At 39.5% G+C, this 16,918-nt stretch carries 13 protein-coding genes; 6 read left to right on the top strand and 7 right to left on the bottom strand.

All coding sequences use genetic code 11. The features are described from left to right. Nucleotides 1-317: 317 nt before the first annotated feature. The gene (locus K5Q58_RS06475) at nt 318-2,132 is read right to left on the bottom strand and encodes a polysaccharide lyase family 7 protein (RefSeq protein WP_220753145.1); all 1,815 of its coding nucleotides are present in this window, start codon (nt 2,130-2,132) and stop codon (nt 318-320) included. A 1,001-nt stretch (nt 2,133-3,133) separates the two neighbouring features. On the opposite strand from K5Q58_RS06475, the gene K5Q58_RS06470 reads away from it, so the two are divergent. Further along, entirely contained in the window at nt 3,134-4,600 is a 1,467-nt protein-coding gene (locus K5Q58_RS06470) for a carbon starvation protein A (protein WP_220753144.1), read from the top strand. A 124-nt stretch (nt 4,601-4,724) separates the two neighbouring features. Here K5Q58_RS06470 and K5Q58_RS06465 read toward each other — a convergent pair whose 3' ends face one another. Continuing rightward, a complete protein-coding gene (locus tag K5Q58_RS06465) occupies nt 4,725-6,638 on the bottom strand; it encodes a bifunctional diguanylate cyclase/phosphodiesterase (RefSeq protein WP_220753143.1) in 1,914 nt (637 codons plus the stop codon). A 277-nt stretch (nt 6,639-6,915) separates the two neighbouring features. Between K5Q58_RS06465 and K5Q58_RS06460 the strand changes: the two genes are divergently transcribed. Together K5Q58_RS06460 and K5Q58_RS06455 are read left to right on the top strand one after the other, a co-directional pair. Beyond that, nucleotides 6,916-8,199, top strand: coding sequence for a sensor histidine kinase KdpD (locus tag K5Q58_RS06460; RefSeq protein ID WP_220753142.1), 1,284 nt, complete (start codon nt 6,916-6,918; stop codon nt 8,197-8,199). Further along, nucleotides 8,192-8,740: a response regulator transcription factor gene (locus K5Q58_RS06455; RefSeq protein WP_220753141.1), complete on the top strand. Its 549-nt coding sequence runs from the start codon at nt 8,192-8,194 to the stop codon at nt 8,738-8,740. The genes K5Q58_RS06460 and K5Q58_RS06455 overlap by 8 nt, the downstream gene beginning before the upstream one ends. Nucleotides 8,741-8,765: 25 nt before the next feature. Here K5Q58_RS06455 and K5Q58_RS06450 read toward each other — a convergent pair whose 3' ends face one another. Beyond that, nucleotides 8,766-9,680, bottom strand: coding sequence for a LysR family transcriptional regulator (locus K5Q58_RS06450; protein WP_220753140.1), 915 nt, complete (start codon nt 9,678-9,680; stop codon nt 8,766-8,768). A gap of 143 nt (nt 9,681-9,823) precedes the next feature. Here K5Q58_RS06450 and K5Q58_RS06445 point away from each other — a divergent pair, with 143 nt between their 5' ends. Beyond that, nucleotides 9,824-10,264: a PACE efflux transporter gene (locus K5Q58_RS06445; protein WP_220753139.1), complete on the top strand. Its 441-nt coding sequence runs from the start codon at nt 9,824-9,826 to the stop codon at nt 10,262-10,264. A gap of 55 nt (nt 10,265-10,319) precedes the next feature. Here the strand turns inward: K5Q58_RS06445 and K5Q58_RS06440 are convergent, their stop codons facing one another. After that, on the bottom strand, nt 10,320-10,808 hold the full coding sequence (locus K5Q58_RS06440) for a hypothetical protein (RefSeq protein WP_220753138.1): 489 nt from the start codon (nt 10,806-10,808) through the stop codon (nt 10,320-10,322). 245 nt (nt 10,809-11,053) lie between these two features. On the opposite strand from K5Q58_RS06440, the gene K5Q58_RS06435 reads away from it, so the two are divergent. Then, nucleotides 11,054-12,070 (top strand): M14 family zinc carboxypeptidase, encoded by a 1,017-nt coding sequence (locus tag K5Q58_RS06435; RefSeq protein ID WP_220753137.1) that lies wholly within the window; start codon nt 11,054-11,056, stop codon nt 12,068-12,070. A 57-nt stretch (nt 12,071-12,127) separates the two neighbouring features. Next, nucleotides 12,128-12,895, top strand: coding sequence for an alpha/beta fold hydrolase (locus K5Q58_RS06430; RefSeq protein WP_220753136.1), 768 nt, complete (start codon nt 12,128-12,130; stop codon nt 12,893-12,895). A gap of 11 nt (nt 12,896-12,906) precedes the next feature. Here K5Q58_RS06430 and K5Q58_RS06425 read toward each other — a convergent pair whose 3' ends face one another. The 3 genes from K5Q58_RS06425 to K5Q58_RS06415 form a co-directional block, all read right to left on the bottom strand. Then, on the bottom strand, nt 12,907-13,512 hold the full coding sequence (locus K5Q58_RS06425; RefSeq protein WP_192022217.1) for a response regulator transcription factor: 606 nt from the start codon (nt 13,510-13,512) through the stop codon (nt 12,907-12,909). Continuing rightward, nucleotides 13,505-15,391 carry a PhnD/SsuA/transferrin family substrate-binding protein gene (locus tag K5Q58_RS06420; protein ID WP_259651261.1) on the bottom strand — a complete coding sequence of 629 codons (1,887 nt, stop codon included), beginning with the start codon at nt 15,389-15,391 and terminating at the stop codon, nt 13,505-13,507. The genes K5Q58_RS06425 and K5Q58_RS06420 overlap by 8 nt, the downstream gene beginning before the upstream one ends. 190 nt (nt 15,392-15,581) lie before the next feature. Next, a complete protein-coding gene (locus tag K5Q58_RS06415; RefSeq protein ID WP_220753135.1) occupies nt 15,582-16,766 on the bottom strand; it encodes an FAD:protein FMN transferase in 1,185 nt (394 codons plus the stop codon). Nucleotides 16,767-16,918: the final 152 nt, after the last annotated feature.

Below are 16,918 nucleotides of genomic sequence, written 5' to 3'. Positions count from 1 at the left end.
GGATCGGCTAAAACGTTGACCAAGCTGAACGTTTGAGTATTGTTGATGCTGACACCAATGTTGATGTTACCAATAAGTGTATATCAAACATCGTCTTTTTGCGTTTTCTTGAGGCGTGAATGTAATAAAAGCCAACAAATGATCTTGTCGGCTTTGATGATAAGACTATGACTGTGAATAAGTAAGCTTGACTCATTGAAGAAAGTAGTAATACGAACGTTCGAAGCCAGGGAGGACAGAGCGTTGGTATTGTTAAGCGAGTTTTGCCTTTCTATATGCTCGTTTTCTTAATGAGTCAGCTTTTAGACAGTCATCGATTAATAGGCATAGCCATTATGCTTATTGCTCAATTTATAAAATGTTGCTTGAACATAATCATCTGCGTCACCGGTATTATTTTGGTTATAAACACCTGCTTTGAAGTACATGTATTGATCGCCTGCATCATAAGAACTGCCACTCATATTCACTTCTTCAACAACATCAGCCTTACCTTCGCGCATGATCGTTACGGTTAATGTATTACCCACTACTTTGACTTGGTAACTGAACTTTTCATCAAGGCTGATACCATCGGCAGGATCTGAAGCTGAGCTGCTACGAGACCCAATCATTTCATAGTATTGTTCCGATCCTGTAATGGGTTCATGAGCGATATAAATTGATCCTTTACTGTTAGATGGCAGTTTACGGTAGTAAAGACGTAATGGCTCATCATCGTTAGCATGAATTTGACCGACAATCACACGTCCCACTTGGCTACTATCACCTGTGGTGGTGACATAGTTAACGGCGAGTGTCGCTTCTAGGGTGCCATCAACACCGCCAGCAGCATTTTGATCTGATGAAGGTGCGCTACTAAATACCCAGTTGTTGCCCCCCACACCTTGAGTGCTATAACTGGTATCTCCGCGGCGTAACATTTCACGTAACTCAGTACGGGCGTAGCTGGTATTGGTTGAAGTTTTTGGGGCATCAATAGGGCATCTAAATACCATGCCACCATCTGCAGCAGTAAAGAAATATGGAGAACGGTTATAGCCACTCGATAACTCTATTTCTTTGATTGTGTCAGATTTTCCATCATTGTTTTCATCAACAGGGACACCTAGGGTCCAATCCACTAGTTCGAAATTTCCGGATGGTGGTAAGTCAGGATCTAAGTTACCGATAGGATTACTAGGTTCAGTTGGATCTGTAGGATCAGTTGGTGCAGAACCATCTGAGCAACCATTAATTTTGGTTTCAACAATACTATTCCAAGTATTAGATGAATTACCGTAACCCGTTATTCTAACTAACTGAGCACTGGTATCCGTTACATCGTACTCTTCTAGCCCTGCATTACTGCCACTTGATTGACCTGAGGATAGGACTGATGTCCAACTGCTACCATCTGCTGAGGTTTCCATATCAAAGTACGATGCACGCTCATTGCCTTTAAACCAAGCAACAGACACTGATTTCACTTCAGACTGAACGCCTAGGTCATAAGTAATGGTTTTACCTTCTCCATTAGATGACCAACGAGATTCAGTATCGTAGCTGTTATCAATGGTATTGCTCGGACCGTGACCATCATTAGTGCCGTTATCTGTTGCGGCTACAACGGATAGGGCGCTACTGCCTGTACAAGTGACAGGTGTAGTTGGCTCAGAAGGTTCAGTTGTGTCAGATGATGTTGTGAGTTCGAAAGAGTCAAAACGACCTTCATTACCAAAGTATTCCCCATATATGGTAACGCTAATTGCTGAGCCACTATTAAATGATACGCTGGCCTGTTGCCAATCGCTGCTACTGATGTTGATTGATTCGTTAAGACCGCTGCCCGATACTCCTAGCTTACCTCCACCTACAACGTAGGCAGTTAAAGTGTACGTAGTGTTGCTATCGATAGTGAGGCTTTGCTCAACTCTACCGTTACTGCCTGATATTTTTGCAGACTTACTGCCTTGATAAGCCACACCCGATACTGACGAAGGATCAATATCAGTCCAGCCCTCAAAGCTATTTTCGAAACTAGGGTTTGTAATATTGATAGTTTCAGCATTGATGAAACCGCTGGTTAAGCTGGTGGTGAGAGCGGTTGCTAGAATAGAAGCAAGTTTATGCTTTTTATGATGTTTTATCATTTTTATACCTTAGGTCGTTTCCCCATTTGAGTTAACAACTTATTCAGCAAGATCGACTGCTTTATCTCAGCAGTTTGATCTGATCATTCTATGACTAGTGAATGGCAACTGAATAAGCTGTTGCTGCCTAATACATAAAATGACCTCAGTAATGTAATACACTATTTGAAGCATTAGGTGCTATTGGTTATATGATCGTATTACCAATTTGTAAAACTAATCTGTGTGTAAATAATGTAAATTGGTAATATTATTTTGACACCAAAATCTTGTTTGTAATACAAGCCTCATTAAGCTTTTGTATTTACTTGAATATATCTATAGTCAAATTTTAGTTGTTGGTCTGATTAATTCTTATACTTTTTTCATCTATCTATATAAGTATTAGCTAAAAATAAATGGGTTAACTGAAATATATTACCTAAATTGAAATTGGTAAGTTAGGTTTGAGATCGGTAGCTTTTTCATTTATCGATGATTTTTACAAGGAATCTTGATGTGAATAATTCAGGTATTAAAATTTGATGGCGATTTGGAATGACTTAATCAAGACTTATTCAGTCATGAACATTTATTTCATGTATGGCTCGAGGGAGAACTGTAAGAGATTAGTGATATTTACACTCTTTAAAGTATGAGCTTACCTCTCATTTTTGAACATCTATTAACAGGCTTGTAAATTTGTATCTCAGTGACAAAACTTACTGTTTTGAAAGTATTTTGTATTAACATTTTTCGTTTTTGTTTAGCTGAATATTTATGCAAGTTGTTAAAATGACTAATAAAATCAATCAATCTAGTTTATATCTCTGCTGTTTCTATAGTGGCCAAAATAAAACGGCTTTTAAGGGTTTACACTTATTTAACATCCCTCCTGCAATAGTGGTTTGAGGCTGGCAACCCCTACTTTGGTATAACACCTAGCACCTTGACCTAACCCACTAAGTGAATGACACTCAATGCTATTCAAATACCCTACAAAGTATGGATGACTATAAAAAATGTTAATTTTCTTTATTTGTATTGCGTTGTTAATCCTCGCTTACAAGTTCTACAGCCCTTTTGTAGAACGCCAAGCGGGCATTGACCCCAACGTAAAAACACCCCAAAAACGTTTCGAAGATGGGGTAGACTATGTCGAAGTCCATCCTGTAAAAGCGTACCTTATTCAATTTCTAAACGTTGCTGGTGTAGGTCCAATCTTTGGTCCTATTTTGGGCGCTTTGTATGGTCCAATCGCCTTAGTATGGATTGTGCTAGGTAATATTATCGGCGGCGCTGTACACGATTATTTCTCTGGTGTACTGAGTATTAAAAATGACGGTAAGAGTTTGCCCGAAATTGCAGGTCACTATTTTAATATTTACTTTAAAGGTGTGATGCTGATTTTCACCGCGATGTTACTGTTCTTCGTGGGTGTTGTATTTATCATGAGTCCAGCTGGACTATTAAGTAACCTTGATTATTTTGAAGGCACTATTTTTGCCAACAACGTATTCTGGGTGTTATTGATTTTAGGTTACTACTTCTTAGCAACCTTGCTGCCTATCGATAAAATTATCACTAAATTATATCCATTATTTGGTTTATTAATGATTGTGATGACCACTTCAATTGCAGTTGCTCTACTTATCAGTGCACCGCAATTGCCGGAAATGGGTGATATTTTTGCCTATTTCGACCACAGTCATTACAACAATGATTTACTTGAGCCTAATCCTGACGGATTGCCAGTTTGGCCATTACTATTTGTGACTATTACCTGTGGTGCAATCAGTGGTTTCCACTCTACACAAGCGCCAATTATGGCTCGTTGTTTAACTAACGAAAAATACGTTCGCCCTGTGTACTATGGCGCAATGATGTCAGAAGGTATTGTGGCTTGTGTTTGGGCATTAGCCGGTATTGCAGCCTTCCCAGGTGGTTACGTTGAGCTTAAGAGTATTCTTGATGCCGGCGGCCCTGGATTAGTTGTTAATCAAGTGGCGAGCACTTACTTAGGTGTCGCTGGTGGTATTATGGCGATTATTGCAGTAGCTATTTTCCCGATTACTTCAGGTGATACTGCGTTCCGTTCATTGCGTTTAACCATCATTGATGCGTTTAATATTCCACAAAATATGCGTAACCGTTTGTTAGTGGCAATTCCAATTTTGATTATCGCTTACTTCATGACTAAGATTGATTTCTCTCTTATCTGGCGTTACTTTGCATTCTCAAACATGCTGCTTTCAACCAGTGTATTGTGGTTAGCAACTAAGTATTTATTTGACCGCGGTAGCTTCCATTGGATTGTGAGTTTACCGGCAATTATTGGTACTTGTGTAACTGTGTCATACATCATGACTGCCGGTATTGGCTTAGGCTTGCCACAGTCGATGAGCCAACCAGTTGGTATCGCAGTCGGCATTGTTTGTTTAGTCGGCCTTATCATTATGCATAATAAACGTAAGGCGGTAGCGCAATAATTATTGCCTATTAACTTAGTGTGAATAAAGGACTGCTTAGGCAGTCCTTTTTTGTGGAAGAGTTTAGGCTGATAAGCTTAAACCTAGTGATGCTACTTCAGTGATTCAATAAGATTGAAAGGGGTTATTTTGAAGGTGTACAAACCCCTGTGCCAGTTAATGCAATATGATTTAAGTTCTTTTTAATCACGTTTGACCCCACATCGTATGAGGATTCAGGGCGGCTAATAAGATATCCCTGTACACAATGGATACCGAGGTTTTTAACCAGTTCAAACTGTGAGGCGACTTCTACCCCTTCAGCAACCACTTTAAGGTTAAGGGTCTTACCTAAATCACTGATTGAATTTAAAATCTTTTCGTATTTTGGGTTGATGGTTGCTTGGTCGATAAATAGCTTATCAATTTTGATGATATCAACAGGTAAGTTGGCAAGTGTTGATAACGAACTAAAACCGGTGCCAAAATCATCTATGGCAATAAGTACGCCTTGTTTACGTAGATTTTCTAGATCTTCAATGATTTTGTTTGAGGCGTGAAATAAGCAGGACTCGGTGATTTCAAGAAGTAGAGCATTCGGTGGTAAACCTGTTTTTGTTAAGGTGTCCATTACCCAGTCGTAAATAGGCACATGCTTTAGCTGCACACCTGAGATGTTAACTGACATTCTAACTTTGTTCATGCCGGCGTTATACCAAGCTGACATTTGACGGCACGCTTCAAATAAAATCCAATTTCCTAATTCGAGTATAAGGTTTGAATCTTCTGCAATGGGAATAAATTCAACAGGTGAAATAGGGCCTTCAATGGGGTGATTCCAGCGGACTAAAGATTCAAAATAATCGATACTGCAATCGTCAACATTGACGATAGGTTGGAAAGATAATGTAAAGCTTTGGCTAGCGATAGCCAAACGCATCTCCTCTAAAAGGTAATGGAAACGGCGAATTTTGCTGCCCATTTCAGGGGAATATACACGGAAGATACCTCTGCCATCAGTTTTGGCGCGGTACATGGCGACATCGGCCATTTGTAATAATGTATTAGGATTTGATGCACTATCAGGAAAAGTGGCGATACCAATACTGGCACCAATTTTAATCACCTTATTGCCCAGTACAAAATCACGTTCGATTTCTTGTAAGACATTTTTCGACACTTCAACAGCGCGTAAATTATCGGGAATATTTTCAATAAAAATAGAAAACTCATCACCACCTAAACGGGATAAGTTCAGTTCTAACTCAAATGACTCGCTGACTCTACTGAGCTGGTTATTACGGACAACGGTTTGGAGCCTATGAGCGACCTGAATGAGGATTTCATCACCAAAGCTGTGTCCAAATGAATCATTCACTTGTTTGAAGCCGTCTAAGTCAATGAAAAGTAGTGCTTGTCTAGTTCCGGCTTCTTCAGCTCTTTGCAGTTGTTTTTCAAGGTGTTCTAGATATGCATGCCTGTCTATAAGACCTGTAAGCTTATCTTGATAAATACTTAACTGAGTTTGTATATTTTGGGCTTTTACATGTTTGTTGAGCTCATTGAGGGCGATACTTATCTGCGACAGGGTATTAGGCTGCTTACTTGGAGGTAATTGAATGTTAAAACTAGCCAGCAATTTGTCGGTTTCATTATTGATGAAATCTAGCGATGCATTGTTTTTACGGGCAATTCGAGACTTAATATAAAATGGAATAGCATAAGCTAATAACACCATCAACAATAACGGCATATTACTGAACATCATCATCTCGCTAAACACATCTTTAACGCGCACCACGTTTAAGTGCTGGTCCGTGCGTTCTAAAACAGCAAAGTAATGAAGTTCTGATTTTACAATATCACCTTCTAGAAACAGCAAAGTTTCCCAGCCAGCATTGGCATTAACCACATCGCTTACATCGATGGAGGTGATTTTATGGTGAAAATTATCACTATGAATTGTTTCTAAACCTTGGCTAAAGCTTATTACCAACAGTACATATAGCATCATTAAGAAACTTAATATGGTTAATAATAACTTAGAAATTCTAGTCATAAAATATCTTAATAAGTTGTTGGTTTGGGGTGTGATTTTTGTTTCATTTTTGTGAGCGGGATTATATGAGTAAAAAACATTGAACACAATAATAAATCAAGTGTTTATAGTTGTGAAAATGTCATTGTTTTATAGTGTTCTGTTAGCGTGAAATAATTTTTAGCGCTGCTTTTAAAAGGCATTGCAATAAGGTGGTAGAGGGCGCGTTTTAAATCTATAGAGTGTGATTAAATAACTGAATATATTTAAGCTATTTTCGATTAAGGCATCACTGAAAATGTTTGCAAAAGTATCAGGTTTAGATAAATCATTACATAAAAACTGGGATAACAGCTGGGGCAAGAATAAAGAACAACTCGCCTTATTACGACTAATCAACTGGTTGCTCAAGTTAGGGTTAATATTTTTTGGCACAGAGCTGTTTGATTTAACCCGTCCGCCAGTTGGGCTCACTTATGTATTTATCCTCGAATTAGTCTATGTGGCTTGTTGTTATCGCTTTCGGTTTCAATGTATAAATCGCCCTTCAATTTTATTAATGACATTAGTGCTTGATACGTTATTTTGGGCGATCTGGCTATTTTATACTGGCGGTGCGACGAATGCCTTTGTGTCATTGTTATTGCTCCCAGTTGCTATTGGTGCTGTGACATTGCCGAGATGGGCTCCATGGGTGCTGACTTTATTATCAACAGGAATGTATAGTTTGATGATGTTTACTATGCCTGAAAATCGAATTCGTCATCATGGCATGGACATGAGTTCGCATTACTTAGGCATGTGGTTTAATTTCGTCATTTCTGCCTTAGTGCTTACGGTAACCGTAGGCTATATTGCCAAACGTATCCGTCAGAAAAATGCTCAGCTTAGCTACCTTCGTGAAGCACAATTACGCCAAGAGAAACTATTAGCACTTGGCACAGTATCAGCGCAAATGGCGCACCAAATGGCCACACCGTTATCAACGTTAAGGCTATTAGTAGATGAATTAGCTGAAGAAGGTGTTGCTAACGATATTGAGCCAGAAATGCAGCAAGCGTTAATCCGTTGTGAGACAACATTGGCTGAACTGCGACTCGCTACCGAATCTATTCGTCAGCAAAAGTCTTATTCACTTAGTGTTGAAAAGTTGGTGCGCGATACACAAGAGCAAGTGCAATTATTAATGCCTGAAACTCAGTTAAATATCGAGGCTGAAAGCGAGGCTAGTGCAACTAGAGTTAAGGCTGATACTAGCTTATTGCCAGCGATATTGGCGTTAATTGAAAATGGTGCTAGAGCAAGTTTAGAGCACACATCAACGTCGAAGGTCAGTGTGTTTGTGTCAGCAGTTGAACCCAACAGTGTCAGCTTTACAATTAGAGACTATGGCCGTGGTATGGAGCCAAATCAGTTAACAGATTTAGGTAATAATATCGCTAACAACCCTAAAGGAATGGGGATTGGTGTGTTACTTAGCCATGCAAGCTTTGAGCGCTTAGGTGGCCAACTTAGTTTACGAGTCCACCCAAATGGCGGAATGATCGCCTCAGTGACGCTACCGGTAACTCAAAATGAATAAATTACTAATCATTGAAGACGATGCAGCATTGTCAGCAGCGTTAGCAAGGAGGCTAACTAAACAAGGGTTTGAGTGTGCTCAATGCGACGATGCCAGCGAAGGCTTGTTAATGGCAAGGCAGTTTAACCCAAGCCATATTTTACTGGATATGAAGATTGCAGAGCAAAATGGCTTAACATTAATTAAGCCATTAAGGCTGTTACTGCCTAAGGTCAAATTGGTACTATTAACCGGATATGCCAGCATTGCCACGGCGGTTGAAGCGATTAGATTAGGGGCGGATAATTATTTAGCAAAACCTGTTGATACTCAGACGTTAATGAATGCATTAAATGCACAAATTGAAGATGAAGACAGAGCTCAAACTGAATTTACCGAGCAACCATTAAGTCCGAAAAGGCTAGAATGGGAACATATTCAGCAGGTGCTGGTGAATAATAACGGTAATATCTCAGAAACTGCTCGGGTGCTGGGTATGCATCGACGCACATTGCAGCGTAAGTTACTTAAAAAGCCGGTAGCGGATAATCGATGTGCCTAATACGATTCTCCTTGCATTGCGCATTTTAATGGTCAATTTGGAAGTTGTTGTGTAAGTTTTGCTGGTTCATATAGTCCTTAATCAGCACCATAGCTCGTTCATAAACTGGACCTAATGGATGGCGACGACTAGACAAGCAATCGACAGTATTTATCCAACCGTTAGGTTCGTAATCGATATCGAGTTTGATGAGCTTACCCGCCTGAATGGGGCTGGTTACCATTTCTTCAGGCAAAATAGACCAGCCCACTCCTTGCTGAGTTAATTCATTGATGATGGTGTGATTATTGGCATACCAATGCTGAGAGCTAATACCGTTACTAAACCATAACTCTTGACCAGCGGTTGCCCGCAAGACGACTTGGCGATGATGACGCAGGTCGATATCTTTAATTTTTGGTTTACTAGAAAGAGGGTGGTTTGGCGCTGCTACTGTGATAAATCGAGTATAACCAATGGTAGTAAAATCAACTTGATGATGGATTTTTCCGTCGGCATACACAATACCAATATGCGCGCAGCCTTCTTCAACTAGCTTGCCTATGTCTAAGGTGGACTCGGCAATGATTTCAATATTGGTGTTAGGAAATTCATCAGCAAGCAATGCCAGTTGTGCCAGCAGTGCAGGGCTAATTAGACTTTCTTCAATGGCGATAACTAACTCATGTTCATGTTGCTGCTCAAGCGAGGCAATTTTTTGCTCTAAATGGACTTGTTGCAGCATCAATGCCTTTACGACAGGTAAAAGGGCTTCACCTTCAGATGTCAGCTCTGGAATATTGCCACTTCGGTCAAATAAGGTTTGATTGATACTAATTTCTAAATTGGCGATCGCTTGGCTAATGCCTGATTGAGCTCGGTTAAGTTTTCTTGCAGCTGCTGAAAATGACCCTGTTTCACATACTGTAATAAATATTCTTAGTTGCTCGAAACTATACATTGCCCGCTCTCAATCTTTATCTCAACCCTGTTAAGGTATCACTATTCGTGATGGCTGTTAACTTTTGTTAATGGATTAAGCTTGCCATAATCTCGCTTGTTTTCAGCTATAGAGTCGAATCTATAGCATCAGCAGAGGTTAATATGTCTACGTTAGAGCGTGTGTTTCATGCGGTGTTGTTTGAGTTTTTGGCCATTATTGGTTCCGTGATTGGATTGATGTTGTTTACTGAACATGAATTGGCTTCCCTTTCAGGAACCATGATAGCTATTGCGACTATCGCCATGGGCTGGAATTTTGTATTTAATCTTGGATTTGACCGTTTCTTTACTGGAGCTCGTGAAAAGAGAACCGTAAAACAGCGCATAATACAAATTGCCTTGTTTGAAAGCGGCCTATTGATACTGACCATTCCTGTGATGGCCTATATTTTAGATATCAGTGTGATAGAGGCTTTTTGGCTTGATATCAGTGTGACCTTGTTTATCACAATTTATGCCTATGTTTACAATTATGCTTACGATCATATTCGCGCCAGCATCATCAGTAAACGGCAAGCACATGACAGTCTAGAGCTATCATGACATTGCCGCTTACTAACGCATGTGCATATTGCAGTTAGTCGTATGCGCTGAGGTGTTACTTTGGCGTATCGGCTTTTTTACTCGCAACCACTTCTGAAGCCAGCTTAACAATAGGAACTAATGCAGCAATTCCTCCTTCACTAAAGGCTTTAATATCTTTGCCAATGCGCTGCATTCGCTCGACCGTAATGGTGACATCTTCAGCAGTGGTCGTGAGTTCCGTTTTGAGACTGTCAGCAAGTGCATCCCTAATTTCCATAGCAGCGGCATCAGGTTGATGATTTGAGTGGGCAAGCAGCAATAACCCAGGAATAACCGTAAAAGTGCCGTTCAAGGCCACTAACCACCATGCTTTTTGTGCATATATGCCTAAATCAGCAATGCTTAGATAAATAGCGACATTCAGCGCTAATACGGTTAAGGCAAAAAAAGACATGGCAATGGCCAGTAAAAAAGCAGCTTTGCGTTGATGTTTAAGCTCAGTTTTTAATAAGCTTTTTTCAAGGCTATACAGCATTTGAATTTTTTCAAAATCCATCTTCATGTTGAATCCTTTTGGAAAGTTCTGTTGCAAAAATTAAATGAAAATATTTAGTGAATTTAATTTGTTATGGCAATCAACTATAGCTGACTGTGGGGGAAATGTAACTTTGCTCGCTGATTTGAGTCATTTAACCACCTGTTTTATTTGAAACATTCAACGGACTGCCAGTGTTTGTCATCAAGCTGTATTACTGCCTTAATAACCTTATGCCAAGGTGACAAAAGTAAGTTAAGTAGGCATAGGAAATGGGAAAATTTTCATTCGAGCATAGTTTTGAAATTGATACGCTTAAGCGGTTGATTGCCCATCATCAAGGCAAGTTTCGGCATCAATCCTTGCTTGATTTACATTACCGCGGTGAATCATTATCTGTCACAGCAATTGAATTAGGCCAGCAAGACAAGCCTTGCCCCACGGTGTTATTTGTAGGTGGGGTTCATGGGGTAGAGCGTATTGGCGCACAAGTCGTGTTGTCTTTTTTAGGTAGCTTACTTAATCGCTTACCTTGGGATAGGCATTTGCAAGCTTTATTAAAAGAAGTGCGGCTATCCTTTGTGCCAGTGGCTAACCCCGTGGGCTTTTTACAAGGCTCACGCAGTAATGGTAATCATGTTGATTTGATGCGCAATGCTCCTATCGATGCGGAAGAAAAAGTAACTTTTTTGGTGGGCGGTCACCGATTAACAAATAAACTGCCTTGGTACCGAGGTAAGAACGGCATGGAGACTGAAACTAAGGTGCTGGTGGATTATGTCCATGAGTTACAAAAAACCAGTACTAGTGTCACTGCATTAGATGCTCACTCTGGTTTTGGCTTAGCTGACCATATATGGTTTCCCTATGCTCATACTAAAAAGCCGTTTGAAGGTATGGGCTATATCTACCATTTAAAGCAATTGTTCGACCGTGGTTATCCGCATCATGGGCATTATAAAATTGCACCGCAAAGTCACTATTATCAAACCCACGGTGACATTTGGGATTATCTAGCCAAGGCCAATCCAAGTGACAGACCGTTCATTCCATTGACGTTAGAAATGGGTTCTTGGGCGTGGGTGAAGAAAAATCCAAGGCAAATTTTTAACTTTTCTGGTTATTTTAATCCGCAGAAAACCCATCGGCATCACCGTATTTTAAGGCGTCATGTGGTGTTAATGCAGTTCTTGATTGAAGCGGCTTATGCTAATGTTTTAGAAAACATCGACACTGAACAATTAGTCCGCTTACAAGTGGATGCCGAGCGGCATTGGGCGCGAAAGTGATAAGACTAATAACTTGTATATTGCAGTTAACTTAACAGCAAACCACAGAGGTGTGTCATGGCAACTTGGGTATTATTACGTGGCTTAATGCGGGATAAACGTCATTGGTATGGTTTTGACGAACAGTTACGTCAAGCGGGCATAGATGTGATTACGCCTGACGCCTGCGGCAATGGCGTATTGTTAGGGCAAGCTAGCCCGTTAACCATAGGTAATTACTGCCAAGATATTTGGAATCAAATAGATACTGAATTAGTCGAAAAACAACATTATGATAGCCAATTAGTGATTGTTGGTGTGTCTATGGGTGGCATGATAGCCATTGAGATGGCCCGCCAAAGACAGCACCAAGTGCGGCATGTAGTGCTTATTAATTCGAGTGCTGGAAATCTTTCACCTTGGTATCAACGTTTTCAACTTAAGCCCTTGCTCAAATCCATTTGGCAGCGTCATAAAGCGGCCAATTTAAGCTTGGTTGAATCCAGTGTTTTAAGCTATACCACCATGACTAAAGGCCATGATGAAACCGTTATTCGAGATTGGGGGAAGATGCGAGATGAAAAGCATACTTCTATTATTAATGGTGCAAGGCAAATTATAGCGGCGGCTCGTTATCATTGCTCATCAACACATGCTATTCCTGTAAGTGTGATTTGCGCGAATGAAGATAAACTGGCTAACCCGCAATGCAGTGAGGCACTAGCCAAGTTTTATCAGACGCAATTATTCCGAGTTGGACACTGCGGTCATGATGCAACACTTGATCAACCCGAGCAAATACAGCAACTCATTGAAGATGCAATTATGAGTGAAGCACCAAAGTAGCTCGATTTAACTTATTGAATTGATTCTGACTTAGCGATAATAAATGCAAGTTCTGCAATATTATGCACCTGCATTTTTTGCATGACTTTTTGACGGTGCAATTCAATAGTGCGCTGGGCAATATTCAGCTCAGCTGCTATCACTTTATTTAATTTTCCTTCTAGAACCTTAAGCAAAACTTCGTGTTCACGGGCAGTTAGGCTGGCTAATCTTTGATTGATATCACTTTGTTGATTTAAGTGACTATATGCTGTTTCAGTTTCGTTTTGTGCGCGTTTTAAAAGCTGTAATAATTTGTCCCCATCTACAGGCTTTTCGATGAAGTCTATTGCACCTTGTTGGATGGCCTGAACTGCCATGGATATGGTGCCATGACCACTTAGCATGATGACACTCAATGGACTTTGAGAATGTTTGATATCATGAAGCAGTTCAATGCCGTCTTTTCCTGGCATTTGAATATCCAAGATAACAATACCTGCTTGGCTTAATTCTACTTGCTCTAAAAATGCTTCAGCAGAGGAGAAGCAGTGAGTTTTAATTCCTAAGCCATCGAGCATCCAACTGAGCGAGTCGAGTACATCTTGATCGTCATCGACCAGAAATAAATTAAACATGATTTTGCCTTTGGATCGGTATATTGATGATGATTGTAAGTCCTGTTGAATATAGCATCGCATGTTGAGTCACATTAATACCATAATCATGTGCTGATTCAGCAACGTCGATATTATTCACTGCTTTAATTTTACCACCGTGCTCTTCGCAGATTCTTTTACATACGACCATGCCTAGCCCTAAACCATGGGGTTTTGATGTTTCGAATGGAAAAAACAATCGCTCTAACTTAGCTTCGCTGAGCCCAATACCATTATCCATGATAATCAGTTGAGCTTGCTCATTTACTTCAGTGACATTGATGAGTAACTGGGGGGAGTGACTATTTTCCATGGCATCTAAAGCGTTACGAATTAAGTTAACTAATACTTGCTGTAAAAGAGAAGCATCGGCATTAATGGTAACGTTATCTAGAGATAGCTTAGGTTGTAGTTTCAATCTATTAAAATCTGGTTTCATTAGATTCAGCGTATCGCTAATGAGCTCTGTTAAAGAGCATTGCTGGTAAACGCTAGGCTGATGACAGAATTGCCTAAATTTTTTGATTGTGCTTTGCGCCCTGTCAACCTGTTCAATGGTTTTGTTCAATGCTGTGTGAAGCTCAGTTTGCTGCTCATCAAGTCGGTAAATACACCCTTGAGTTAAGTAGCGGATCCCTGCCAATGGTTGATTAAGTTCGTGAGCAATCCCAGAAGCCATTTCACCTGTCAGTAATACCCTTTGAGCTCTATAAAATTGTTGTTGTTGCTCAAATAATGCTTTTTGTGTGGCTTTGTGCTCCAGCATCTCATCGTGTAGCGCTTGAGTTCTCTTAACGACTAATTGCTTCACTCGTAAGTGGTGTAAGTAACCTATAAATAGTCCGATGAAAATGGCAATCGCCCAGGGAGTTGCATCTTGCAGCAACCGAGTCCAGTTGGTGACGAATGGCCATCGCTTCAGTTTTTTCAATAATTCAAATACATGGCTGTCTTTCACAGGAACAGTCCAGTATTGGTATTTACCTGCAGAAGCTGCCTCATCTGAATTTTGTATACTCAATAAGGATTGAGCAATGATTTTGGCAGTTTCATGGTCGGTTTTACCCACCTTTGAAAAAGTATAATAAGGATATAACTCACTTGATACTTGGCAATGATAGTCTGAATAGCTTCGGGGAAAAACTACCTGTAACTGTTCTGCAAGTTGAGGGTTATCTTGTATCGCAGCCTCTAATACACAGCTTGGTAAAATGGCGACATCGGCTTGATTATCGACTATGTATTGCAGTAACTTTCGCTGCGGAAAACCAACAAATTTTAACTGTTCAATATCTTTCTGTGGGTTTATACCTAGTTCTATTAATTGGCCCGCCATAATCTGAAAACCACCAAAAGCATTAAGATCTGTAGAAATGACCCTCATAGTGGTGATGTCTTGTATTTTTTTAATATTACTGTCTTTACGGGTAATTAAACTGGAGCCAATAGCATGCTCTGGATAGTCACTATTTTGCGGTAACAAGCTTAATAAATTACTGACTCCGTAGTCTTTTTTGAATGCGACAGTGATGAGGGCATTACTAATAATGAAATCTAATTGCTCATTCGCAACTTGTTGTACCATTTCATTGGGTGTTAAGGGGACTAAAACAAGATTTAGGCTTGTTTGAGTCGCAACATAATCAAGTGTGGGCTGCCAACGATTTAAAACAGTATTTCGAGAGTTAAAGTTAAGCACACCAATTCTAAATATTTTTTTTGGTGCCTCTAAGGTAGAAGTTGATGTTGTCGTGTTTGTGAAAGCTGAGCTGTCATTAGTGCTTTCTGGTAACGCGAAAGCGCTGAAAGCTATAAGACTCATCAACATAGCTAAAGTGGCATAAAAAGATTTAATCATTTATCACCCAATTAAATAGAATCATTCTATTATGTACTAGAGTACAAAATAGAATGATTTAATTATAGAGTAAAGTGATCTAATACACATAATGAATACCATTGCGGTTTTCCGCAATGGTATTAAAACTTCATATATGCAGTGTGATTATATTTGTTATTTATGTGTGTGCAATGGTTTGGTTTAGCTGTTATTTACTCACACTATTAAAGTTGTCTGACTTTATTTTATTTCCTTCTTCATCTAAATACCAAACAGCTTCAATAAAGCTGTTATTATTGACATATTCTATAGCTTCTTCTAAAGGCATTAAAAATAATGTTGTCGAAAGTACATCAGCAAATATTTGATTGCCTTTTAAAACAACCGTGGTTGCTACCCCTTCAGGTTTGGGATAATTAGTTTTAGGATCAATTAAGTGATGATATTGTTTTCCGTTGACCTCAAAGTAACGCAAGTAGTTACCACTGGAAACTACGGTGATATTTTGTCCGGTAATTAGCTCATGGTACTGACCTTCAAAAGATGCACATTGCGGCAATTGGTATTGAGACTTTTTACATAGAGGGTCTTCTATGGCGGTTACAAATTGACGGTTTTCAGGGTGTAAGCCTAAATGTCTAATATTCCCACCCGCATTAATCATAAATTGGCTTGCGCCATCTAGTCTAAGTTGAGTAAACACTTTTTCGGTCATCCAGCCTTTAGCTATACCGCCTAAATCAAGGCTCATACCTGGCTTGATTACTATCGTTTTCTTGTCTGGATTATAATTTATTTGTTTAATATCAGTAAACTGTGAGGCATTGTCTAATGCGTTTTTAGTTGGGATAGAACAATCCTTCCCCTGATTTTTATCGCATTCAAAGCGCTTTTGACGCCATAAGTCAATAACGGGAGAAAGGGCAATATTAAAGTAACCATGGCTTTTTTCGTGCCAATCAATACTAGAAGCAATCAATTGAGAAAGTTGCGGGTCGATATGGTGCACTACATTAGGTGTGTTGTTAATTGTCTTAATATTTGTGACATGTGGATAGGTGGAATAGTTAGATGCTAGGTAGTGGTACTCTTGAATGACATTTAATGCATTACACAGCACTTGCTTTTCAGTTCCCTGTGGAAGATTAAATATGTCAATACTAATTGTTGTACCAAAATACTTGACCGTATGCAGTGTTGCTAGATTATCAGTAACAGTGATCATGGCATTGCTATCGCACTGATAAAACTCATTACGTATTTCATCTGAATATTTAGCAGCTATTTTGTCGGTAATTGATATGGCTTCATTTAAAATTTGTGAAGCACCAGTTGAATAACAAATATTGCTAGTGAGTAATCCACTTAATAATACTAATTTAAATATATTCATTTTATTTGCCGAAAATTGTTGCTTACTTCTATTGCGAGTGAAATAAACAAGGTGGTTATTACTTAAAAACTGTTAACTTGATCATAACTCTAAATTTTATTGATTAAACCTGCGGTTTTCCGCAATTGCCGTAATTTTTTATAAGAATATGC

Source organism: Shewanella sp. KT0246, from assembly GCF_019654955.1.
Lineage (GTDB): Bacteria > Pseudomonadota > Gammaproteobacteria > Enterobacterales > Shewanellaceae > Shewanella > Shewanella goraebulensis.
Note: the sequence above shows the minus strand (reverse complement) of the source record. Positions and strands in the feature narration are given on the sequence as shown.